Annotated in this window: 6 protein-coding genes; all 6 read right to left on the bottom strand. The window is 76.3% G+C overall.

All coding sequences use genetic code 11. From position 1 onward, the window contains the following. Positions 1–84: 84 nt before the first annotated feature. The gene (locus MLV88_RS05695; RefSeq protein ID WP_243337022.1) at positions 85–687 is read right to left on the bottom strand and encodes a hypothetical protein; all 603 of its coding nucleotides are present in this window, start codon (positions 685–687) and stop codon (positions 85–87) included. Positions 688–701: 14 nt separating this feature from the next. After that, positions 702–1622, bottom strand: a complete 921-nt coding sequence (locus MLV88_RS05690) for a hypothetical protein (RefSeq protein ID WP_242356913.1) — start codon at positions 1620–1622, stop codon at positions 702–704. Positions 1623–1916: 294 nt separating this feature from the next. After that, the gene (locus MLV88_RS05685; RefSeq protein WP_243337019.1) at positions 1917–7163 is read right to left on the bottom strand and encodes a carboxyl transferase domain-containing protein; all 5247 of its coding nucleotides are present in this window, start codon (positions 7161–7163) and stop codon (positions 1917–1919) included. A 121-nt stretch (positions 7164–7284) separates the two neighbouring features. Continuing rightward, positions 7285–7914 (bottom strand): SAM-dependent methyltransferase, encoded by a 630-nt coding sequence (locus MLV88_RS05680; protein WP_242360088.1) that lies wholly within the window; start codon positions 7912–7914, stop codon positions 7285–7287. Positions 7915–7927: 13 nt separating this feature from the next. Further along, the gene (locus tag MLV88_RS05675) at positions 7928–9283 is read right to left on the bottom strand and encodes an APC family permease (RefSeq protein ID WP_243337018.1); all 1356 of its coding nucleotides are present in this window, start codon (positions 9281–9283) and stop codon (positions 7928–7930) included. A gap of 201 nt (positions 9284–9484) precedes the next feature. Then, on the bottom strand, positions 9485–10684 hold the full coding sequence (locus MLV88_RS05670) for a 3-phosphoglycerate dehydrogenase family protein (RefSeq protein ID WP_243337017.1): 1200 nt from the start codon (positions 10682–10684) through the stop codon (positions 9485–9487). Between the last annotated feature and the right edge of the window lie 41 nt (positions 10685–10725).

Genomic DNA, 10725 nt, shown 5'->3' with positions numbered 1-10725 from the left:
GCGCCCCGGGGGGGGGGCCGCCGCCGGCCGTGATCGGGCGGCGCGCCCCGCCCGCGGGGGGGGCCCGCGCGGCCCCCTCTCCGCTCAGTAACGGACCTGCAGCTGCGGCAGCAGGATCGCGTCCTCCGCGCCGACCTTCAGGACGGAGCGGCCGAGGTCGAGGTGCACGACCGCGTGGCCGCGCAGCGCGAGCCACTCCGCCGGCGCGTCGAACTCGATCGGGAGGCCGCAGGCGTCGAGCGCGCCCGCAGCGCCGCTCTCCTCCCACGCTCCGACGTCGTCGAGGGCGATGCGCACGTGCGCCACTTTCCCCGGCGCGGGCAGGGTGAACGTGCCGAGGTCCCAGGCGTGGTCGGCGCGCGTCAGGTCCATGGTGGTGACGCGGCTCAGGTCGATGGCGAGCGGCGCGCCGTCCACCTCGACGGAGACCGCCGCGAGGTCGAGGACGACCGCGTCGAAGCCGGGGTTCGCGACGCCGAGGAGCCGCAGCGTCGCGAGCTGAGGCTCGAGGGACGTCGTCGGATCGGTCGCGCCCACGGAGTCGTCGGGCGGGGGCGTGATCGGGGTCTCGATCGCCGGCTCGCCGGGAGATCCGGCAGGTCCGGTCTTGCCCTTGGGGCTCGTGCCGCCGCAGGCGATCGCGGCGAGGGAGAGGAGGAGGAGGCCAGTCTCGAGCGTTCGGATCATGGTCTGTTCCTCCTTCACGGGCTGCAGGTCTCGCCGGTGGGCGAGGTCGGGTCGACGCCGAGGGCGCGGGCGTCGACGGGCTGGGCCGGGCCGACGGCGAAGCCGTCGGGGAACGGCAGCGCGTCGCCCTGCGTGTTGAAGGCGGCCAGGTCGTCGATGAGCCCCTTGATGTCGCCGCACGCCGTTCCGCCGAGCGCCGTCACGGCGTCGGCCACGAGCGGCGAGGACGTCCCGAACGCGCGCCCGTTGCAGATGGCGGCCGCGGTCTGGTGGGCGAGCAGGATGCGGAAGCGCGCGAGCGCGTCGCGCGGCTCGCCGGACACGTACCGCGCCGGGCTGGCCCAGAGCAGCCCGAGGAGCTCCTCGAGCGTGTCGATCGTGGTGAACCCGAGGTCGATGGGGCCGCCGGCGATGCATGCCGTCGCCGCGTCGACGTGCGTCTTCCAGAAGCCGAGCGTCCGGGTGACGCCGCTCGGCGGGGGCGGAGGCGGCACCTCGGGCGGCTTGCACACCACCCGCGCGGTGCACTGCGCCTCGCCGTGCTCCCACCCCGCCGCGAAGCGGTTGTCGAGCCGCGCGCAGCCACCGGTGGTCGAGCAGGACATGCCGGCCTCCCCGGCGAGGGCGACGCACTCCTCGTACGAGTCGATGGTGAGCCCGTACTCGAAGGTCTGCGATCCGCCGACGGGGAGCGCGAGGTCGAGCTCCTGCCGGGCCGGGTCCATGAACCGATCGCTGATCCACGCGACGATGGAGACGTCGGTGGGGTGCACGTTCCGGACGGTCGCCTGGAACGTGAGGGTCGCGGGATAGGAGTCGACCTCGACGACGGCGGCTCCGTTGACGGTCTTCTCGCACACGAGCTCGTGTGCGCGGGCCAGCGGGGCCGCGAGCATCATCGCCGCGACCCCGGCCCACCTGCAGGGTGGTCTCACTGGGATCTCCTCGCTCCGGGGAAGGGAGTCGGCGGAGGCTCGTTTCACGTGCCATGCCGGTAGGCGAAGGTAGGTTCGGGCGCACGCCGGCACGTCGAGCGGCCGAGCGGTGGGAAGTCTCCTGCCGCGGGCAGGGCAACGGACGGGAGCAGGTGGGCACGCTCGTTCCCTCGAGCCACGAGCGGCCCCCAATCCGCGGGGCCAACCGCCTCTGGCGCAAGCTCGACGTGGTGGTCGCGGCGTCGGAGCGCCGCTTCGGAGGGGGAGCGAGCGAGCACCCGCTGGGCAGCCCGCTCAGCGGCCGCCCGCGAGGCGCGCGATGCCCCGCTCGACCGCTCCGACGAGGTAGGGCCGCAGCTCCGCCGGGGCGATGATCCGATCGAGCGATCCGACGCGGAGCGCGCGCTCGACGGTGTGGATCGCGTCGAACTCCTCGGCGACCTCGCCGACCTTCTCGGCGCGCACCGCGGCCGTCACCTCCGAGCGCCGGAGCAGCGCCGCCCCGCCCGCGGCGGCCGCCTTCTCCGCCTCCGCGACTCGCGGGTCCTTGCGCGTGCGGGACTCGACCTCTCGCGCGAACACGACCGCCGCCGCGGGGGCGCCGCCGATCACGGACGCCCGCGCGCCCTCCACCGCGACGACCTCCATGTCCTCGCGGAGCGCCTTGGAGAACACCACGAACGCGCCGCCGTGGTAGCGGGACACGACGCAGAAGACGATGGGCCCGCGGAAGTTCACCACCGCGCGGCCGATCTCCGCGCCGTGCTCGAGCTGCAGGCGCCGCATCGACTCGGGGGAGCCGTCGAAGCCGGAGAGGTTCGCGAGCACCACCACGGGGCGGTTGCCGCTCGCCGCGTTGAGCGCCCGGGCGATCTTCTTGGACGACTGCGGGAAGAGCGTCCCGGCCGACCAGAGCTCGGGCCCGTCCGCGGGGACGAACTCGAGGCGCGGGAGCGGGCGGGACTCGATGCCGAGGAGGCAGACCGGGAAGCCGCCGAGGTGCGCGTCCCAGACCACGGCGGTGTCGCCCCCGCGCAGGTCGCGCCAGCGCTCGAGCGGGGCGTGATCCTGGTCCACGCAGGCCGCCATCACGCGCCGGATGTCGAACGGCTTCTTGCGGTCCGGGTTCTTCTCGAGGCTGAAGACGTCGCCCACCGTCTCGAACCCGGCGCCGCCCTCCGGTCCGTGCGGGTACGAGCGCACGTCGCGTTCCACCGGGTCGGAGGTCGCGGCGCGGCGCGGGGCGCGCTCGCCCGGGACGACGTAGGTGTGCGCGTAGTGCCGCATGAGGATCCCGACGGCCTCCGCCACGCTGCCGGCCCGGTACTGCGCCTGGCCGTTCGGCCCCATGATCCGGTCGTAGCCGCCGATGCCCATGTTGTCCTCGGCCGAGACGCTCCCGGAGTACTCGAGCGCCTCCTTCCCGGTGAGGACCATGGCGGACCCGGGCGTCATCACCAGGATGCCCCGGGTGTGCATGAGCATCGTCGCCTCGGCGTTCCAGTAGGGCTGGGCGCCGACGTTGATGCCGACGACGACGACGTTGAGCTCGCCCCCGCGCTGGGTGAACTCGACGATCCGGCGCAGCACGCGCGAGATCCAGTCCATGTTCTCCGTGCCGCTCTCCATCGAGATCTTCGCGCCCGCGGAGACCGCGAACCACTCGAGCGGGACCTGGAGCCGCTCGGCGAGGGCGAGGGCCGCCTCGATGCGGGCGCACTCGGGCTCGGCGAGCGAGCCCATCGCCCTGCTCGGGTCGCCGAGCAGGACCACGCGCAGCATCCCCTCGGGGTGACGATCCGTGAAGCTGCGCACCGTCCCGACCACTACGTTCGACGGGTTCGCGCCGGGCGGCCGCGTGACCGGGACGAGCGCGCCGGCGGCGTCGAGATCGTGCTCGACGAACTCGCCCGGCGGGACCGCCGCCTGGGTGCCGCGCGACGGCGCGAGCAGCTTCACGATCTCGAACGGGTGGGTGAGCCCGCGCCGGCGGAGCTGGACGACGCGCTGCTCGTACTCGGTCATCGGCTCCAGCGGCCGATCGGTGGGCTCGTCCCAGCGGATCGACACGCCCCCCCGGTCGTCCGCGACGAAGCGCAGCAGCGTCCGCTTCATCGCGCCCGTCGCCGGATCGGGGAGCCGCGCGTCGATGAGCGCCATCTCGAGCCCGAGCCCCGCCGCGGCGGGCGCCATCCGCGCGGCGAGGCCGCGGATCTCGGCCGGCGTGAGCGGCAGGGGCGGGCCGACCGTGAGGAGCACGCGGTTCCACTCGAGCCGCTGCCCCGGCGCGCGGCGCGCCTGGAAGCGCCGCATGCCGGCGAGCGCCTCGTGGAGCATCCGCTCGACGTGGGGCATCTGCACCACGCGCCCGGAGCCGTCGCGCACCGGGGCGATGGCACGCACCTCCGCGACCGCGAAGAGCCGCTCGTCCCTGGGGTTGTCGCGGGAGACGCCGCGGTAGAGGTACACGTCCTCGACCGAGGGGAGGCGCTCGAGCTCGAACCGCGCGAGCCGCCCGAGCTGCATCCGCTTGAAGAGCATCGGGTGGACGCCGCGGTGGCGGCGGTCCTCGGTCCACTCGGACGGCCCGCCGCGGAAGGTGAAGTGCTCCTGGCTCGCCTGGCGTCCCAGGCCGCGCCCGGGGATGGCGAGGAGGAACGAGGCGCGGCGCAGCGGGCGCGTGAAGGCCGCCTCCGCGAGCGCGAGGCGGAGCCGCTCCGCGAGCGCGTCGGGGCCGTCGATGGGCGCGTCGTGCCAGACGTAGAGCTCGACCGCGACCGCGCGGTCCCCGGGGACCTCCGCCGCGAGCCGGGCGAGACGCCGGACCGCCTGGTCGATCTCTCCGGGGTGCGAGAAGGCGGCGATCACGCGGAACGCCTGCCCCTCGAGCGTGTAGTCCGACCACGCGCACGCGAGCCCCTCGACCTCGCCCACCTCGACCGGGCCGAGCGCGCGGTCGCGGTAGTAGCGGCGGAGGAGGGTCTCGACGAGCCGCGAGCGGAGCGGCGGCGCCGCCTCCGCCATCCGCGAGACCACCATCGTCGCGATGGACTGCGGACACTGCACGATCCGCTCGACGAGCGCCTCGCGCGCCGCCCCCGCCTCCGAGGCGAGCCGTTCGAGGTCGGCCTCGGCCTGCGCGGTCATCTCCGCGCGCACCCGGTCGAGGCGCGGCTGGTCGTGGCGGCGGTAGCGGACCTCGCGCGCGAGGTCGGCGAGCGCGGGGAAGCGCTCCTGGCCGACCGCCGCCAGCCGGTCGAGCTGCTCGCGCGGGGCGACCGCGGCGGGCGCCTCGGGCGCCGCCAGCCAGCGCTCCAGGATGGCGAGCACCGGCGCGAGCTGGGCCTCGGCGCGCTCGTAGGCCTTCTGCATGCGGAGCAGCGCCACCTCGAGCGCGCGGCCGGGGACGTCGAGCGACAGGCCGTAGTGCGCGAGGGCGCGGCGGAGCGCGCCGACGAAGGTCTCGCCGAGCCCCTCTCCCCGCGCCTCCGGCTCGTGGAGGTAACGCCAGAGCGCTTCGAGCGGCGGCGCCGCGGAGGGATCCGCGCCGAGGCGCGCCCGCCCGTAGAGCGACTGCACGTCGGCGAAGGCCGCGACGACGGCAGACTCGGCCCGGAGCGTGGCGGCGGCGCCGTGCGGGGCCGCGAGGGACAGCTCGCGCCAGCCGGAGGCGAGCCGCCGCGCCTCCGCGGCGGTCACGTCGAACCCGAGGACGAGCCGCTGCAGCTCGGCGAGCGCGCCGAGGTAGCGCTCCGCGTCGCCCGCCGGCTCCGTCGGCGCGGGGCCCCCCAGCGTGAGCGGCGCGGCGGCAGGCTCGGGCGCGGCCTCGCCCTCGGGGTCGATCCGGAGGAGCGGCGCGCCGGGATCGACCTGGGCGTTCGCGACGGTGAGCACCTCGCGGATCGTCCCCGCGTACGGCGCGGGCACGGCCATCTCCACCTTCATCGACTCGATGCGCGCCACCGGCTCGCCCGCCGCGACGCGCTGGCCGGGCGCGACCGGGATCGCCACCACCACCGCGGGCATGGGCGAGGCGACGACGCCGGCGGGATCGCGCCGGACGACGTGCGGCACCCCGTCCACCTGCACGAGCTGGCGGAGCCCGTCGGACGCGACGAGCAGCCGCGCGCGCCCGCCGCTCCACGTGAGCCGCCGCTCGTGCGCGCCGAGGTGCTCGACGCCGAGCTCCAGCGGCGCGCCGCCGGCGGGGGCGACGCGGTAGGCGCCGGGGCCGATCTGCCGGACCTCGAGCCGGTGGCGGCGCCCCGCGTGGCGAAGCTCCACGCCGCGGCCCGACGACGGGCCCACGCGCGGGCGACCGCGGCGCGCCTCGGCGACGAAGCGCGCCCGCTCGAGGTCGAGCTCGGCGTCGTACGCCTCGATGGCGGCGGCGACGACGGCGACCTCCGGGCGCTGGGGGAGGGCGGGCTCTCCGGACGCGGCGAGCGCATCGAGGAGCCCGGCGCCGGCGCGTCCGGCGCGGACCTCCGGGCGCGCGCAGAGCGCCCGGAGCCACGCGGTCGAGGGCGCCGCGCGGTGCAGGAGGACGTCGCTCCCCTCGAGCGCCTGCTCGAGGCGCTCGAGGGCCTCCGCGCGGTCGTCGCCGCGGACGATCACCGTCGCGATCACCGACCCGGCGGGCGCCTCGTCGCCCTCGTCGAGCGCGGGCTCCGCACGCACCCCGGGACCCGCCGCGAGCCGGAGCACCTCCAGCCGTCCGGCGGCTGCGCCGGCCGCCACGACGCGGGCGGCGAGCGCGTGGCCGTGGCGCGCCCCGGCGGGCGCCCCGTCGAGGTCCTCGCCCGCCGCGAGGCGCAGCGCGAGGCGGACGAGGTCCATCCCCGTGGCCTCCTCGACGGCGGGCGCCGAGTGCGCGCGCGCGTCGATCCCGGAGAACGCCATCCGCCCCGCCGCGTCCACCGCGAGCTCCACCGCGCACAGGCCCACCCAGCCCGCCTCGACCGCGGCGCGCTCGGCGAGGGCGAGCGCGCGCTCCGCGACGTCCGGCGGGAGGCCGGCGGGCGGCGACTCGACGAGCGGCGTCGTCCCGCCGGTGCGGAGCGACGCGTCCCCGATGCCGAGCGCGCGCGTCGCGCCGGCGCGGTCGCGCGCGACGACGACCTCGAGCCGGCGCGCGAGCCCGATCGCCTGTCCGGGGAGGACCCCGAGGCGCGAGGCGAGCGCCGAGAACGCGCCTGGCGCGGCGAGCCAGCGCAGCGCGTCGGCCGGCGGGCCGACGTGCGTCACCCCCGCCCGCGCGCACGCCTCCGCGAACGCCGCGCGCTCCGCGATGGAGGCCGGCCCGAGCCAGGCCGCGTCGGCGCGGGCGCGCCGGAGCGAAGCCTCGACGTCCGCGTCCGCCGCGTGGGCCTCGTCCGCCTCGCGCGCGGCCGGCGAGCGGCGGAGCTCCCCGGCGTACAGCAGCACCGCCGCGTCGGCGGCGCCCTCGCGCCCGAGGTCCCGCACCGCGCGCACGACGCGCCGCGCCGCCTCGCTCCCGTCCAGCACCGCGACACGACCCAGCCCGCTCCGAACGTCCACCTCGGCCTCCTCGCGCGCCGGCCGCCGCCCGGCGCCCGGTCGGGCGGGGGCGGCGTCGCCGTGGACGAGTTCTAGTCGGGAAGGGCGGCGGGGTACACGCGAACGCGGGGTGCGGCGCCCCTTACCTCCCGGTGCGCGCCTGCGCCTTCGTCCGGGCAGGAACGGTCCAGAAGTAGACGGTCTTGCCGTCGACCTGCCGGACCGCGGCCGGCTTCCAGTCGCCCATGTCGAACGCGTGCGACACGATCCGGGTGCCGGGCCGGAGCGCGAGGAGCTTCGGCCGGAGCTTCAGGTTGAGGTCGGGGAGGAGGTAGAGCGTCACGACGGTGGCGTCGGACAGGTCCAGCTCGAAGAGATCGCCCTCGCGGATCTCGACCCGATCCGCGACGCCCGCCGCCCGCACGTTCGCGCGCGCCTCGGCGATGCGCTCCGGATCGATGTCCACGCCCACCGCCTTGCGGGCCCCCCGCTTCGCGGCGGCGACCACGATGCGGCCGTCTCCGCAGCCGAGGTCGTACACCACGTCGCCCTTCCCCACCCGGGCGAGGTCGAGCATCGTGGCGACGACCCGCTCCGGGGTCGGGACGAAGATGACGTCGGGCGTGCGCGCGGGCTTCCGCGCGACCGCGGGCGCCTCGGCGGGCGCCGCCGGCGGCGCGGGCTCGGCCTGCTGCGCGAGCACGGGCGGCGCGGCGAGGGCCGCCAGGATCGCGGCGAGCCGCGCGGGGAAGGGGAGCGTGGGCCGGGACATGATCTCGCCTCCTTCACGCTGCGGCAGGAGGGCGCGCCGGCGCCCTGCGCAGCGAGAGCCACATGGGCGCGAGCCCGGTCGCGAGCACGGCCACGCCGGCGATCGCGCCGGGGCCCGCGTAGACGAGGCTCGACCACAAGAGGAACGCGCACGCCGCGCAGAAGACGAGCGGCGTCGCGGGGTAGAGCGGGACCTTGAACGGCCGGGCGGCCGCAGGATCGCGGCGCCGGAGCACGAACAGGGAGATCCCGGTGAGCAGGAAGAAGAGCCAGAACACCGGCGCGGTGTAGGCGACCATCGCCTCGAAGCCGCGCCGGGACAGCACCCCCAGGCCGACGAGCGCGAGCGCGATGGCGCCCTGCAGGAGGACGGCGTTCACCGGCGACGCGGCGCGCGCGCTCCACCGCCCCAGCGTGGCGAAGCGCGGGTAGTCCCGGCCGAACGCCCAGACCATCCGGGAGCCGAGGAGCAGCGTCGCGTTCGCGGAGGTCACGACGGCGGCGATGACGATCGCGCCGATGGTCGTCGCGCCCACCGGCCCGAAGGCACGCCCGAGCAGGTCCGCGGCCACCGCGCTCGACGCGCGCACGCCGTCGAGGCCGAGGCCACGCAGGTACGCGGCGTTCGCGAGGACGTAGAGGAGCGTCACGAGGAGCAGGGAGGCGACGAGCGCGGTCGCGATGGCGCGCCGCCCGCCGCGCAGCTCCGCCGAGACGTAGGCCGCCTCGTTCCACCCGCCGTACGCGAGGAGGACGAAGACCATCGCGAGGCCGAACGCGGGCCGCGCCGGGACGGGGGCCGAGGGCGGCGGCGCCGCCGGCAGCGCGAGCCCGGTGAGGATCACGACCAGCAGCCCGAGCACGAGCGCGACGGTGAGCACGTTCTGCACGCCGCGCGCGACGCGGAGCCCGGCGGCGTTCACGAGCGTCAGCGTCACCACCATCGCCGCGGCGAGCGGCCCGCTCGCGCCGGGCGCGCCGAGCAGATCCGCGGCATAGTCCCCGAACACGAACCCGAGGAGCGCGACGGAGCCGGTCGGGATCACCGTGAGTCGCGCCCACGCGAACAGGAACGCGGTCGGACGCCCCAGCGCGCGGGAGAGGAAGTGGTAGTCGCCGCCGGGATCGGGGTACGCGGCCGCGAGCTCCGCGTAGCACATCGCGCCGGCGAGCGAGACGGCGCCGCCCGCGAGCCACGCCGCGAGGATCGCCGGAACGTCCGGCGCGCTCGCGGCGACGGCGGACGGCGCGCGGAAGATGCCGGCGCCGATGACGATGCCGAGGACGAGCGCGACGGCGTCGTGCAGGGCGAGCGCCGGGCGCGGCGAACCGCCCCGCCCCTCGCGCCCCGACGAGCCCCCCGCCCCCATGCCGGGCCACGTTCGGCCGCGCCGCCGCGCGCGTCAACGCTCCGCATTCGCCGCGCGCGAGCGGGCGTCGGCCCGCCGGGCGGGCGGCACGGCGCGGCCGGTGATGTCGGCGTGACCTCGGCTCCCGCGGCGGCCGCCGAGGGCGCCACGAGGTCGCGCCCGTTCGCGGCATTCGCCGCGGGGCGCTCCCTCGGCAGCGGGCTACAGCTCGAACGATCCCACGAACAGCACGTCGGGGATGCGCGTGCGGAGGTGCTCGAGGAGCGCCTCCTGCGGACGCTCGTCCAGGTCGATGCTGCAGGACGCGGCCTGGTGCTCCTCGAAGATGGTGTTCTGGACCTCCTCGACGTTGATGCCTGCCTCGCGGATCGCGCCGAGGACATTGGCGAGGACCCCAACCTTGTCGAGGTGGCGCACGACGAGCCGCGCGCGGGCCGGCGTCTTCCCCGCGACGTTCACGCAGTTCGGCACCTCGCCGCTCCTCACGAACGCCTCGACGATGCGGACCGCCTCGCGCGCGATCGCGTCCTGCGCCTGCGCGGTCGACGCGCCGATGTGGTGCGTCCCGTAGACGTTCGGGAGCTTCGCGAGCTCGCTGTCGAAGTCGGCCTTCCCCTTCTCCGGCTCGCCCGCGAACACGTCCGTGCCCAGGCGGATCCGCCCCGTGCGCGCGAGCTCGAGGAGGGCCACCTGATCCACGATCTCCGCGCGAGCCGTGTTGACGAGCGCGGCGCCGGGCTTCATGGCCGCGAGCACGTCGCGGGAGACGATCCCCCGCGTCTCCTTCGAGAGCGCGAGGTGGAGGGACAGGTAGTCCGCCTCGCGCGCGAGCGCGGCGAGGTCGGGCGCACGCTCCACGCCGAGCGCCTTCGCCTTCCGGTCGTCGAGCGAGCGCGACCACGCGACCACGCGCATTCCGAGCGCCTGAGCGCGCGTCACGACCTCCCGGCCGATGGAGCCGAGGCCGGCCACCCCGAGCGTGCGGCCGAAGAGCCCCTGCGCCTCGGAGAAGGTCTTCTTGTCCCACCTCCCGGCGCGCAGTAGCGCGACGTTGTCCGGGATGCGCCGGTCGAGCGCGATGACGAGCCCGATGGCGAGCTCCGCGACGGCGATCGAGTTCTGGCCCGGACAGTTCGCGACGTACACCCCGCGCCGGGAGGCGGCGGGGACGTCGATCGTGTTCACGCCCGCGCCGGCGCGCACGACGAGCGACAGGCCGGAGGCGGACTCGAACACCTCGCCCAGCACCTGCTTCGAGCGGACGACGAGGATGGAGGCGTCGCGAACGGCGGCGGCGAGGTCCTTCGCGGCGACGTCCGGGCGATGATCGACCTCGAGCCCGAGCGACTGGAAGTCGGCGAGCCGCTCGGTCGGGAAGGCATCGGCGACGAGGATCTTCATGGTGGCCTCCGCTGCGGGGGGGCGAATGGGTGGAGCGACGG

The sequence above is a fragment of the Anaeromyxobacter soli genome, from assembly GCF_022808855.1.
Lineage (GTDB): Bacteria > Myxococcota > Myxococcia > Myxococcales > Anaeromyxobacteraceae > Anaeromyxobacter > Anaeromyxobacter soli.
Note: the sequence above shows the minus strand (reverse complement) of the source record. Positions and strands in the feature narration are given on the sequence as shown.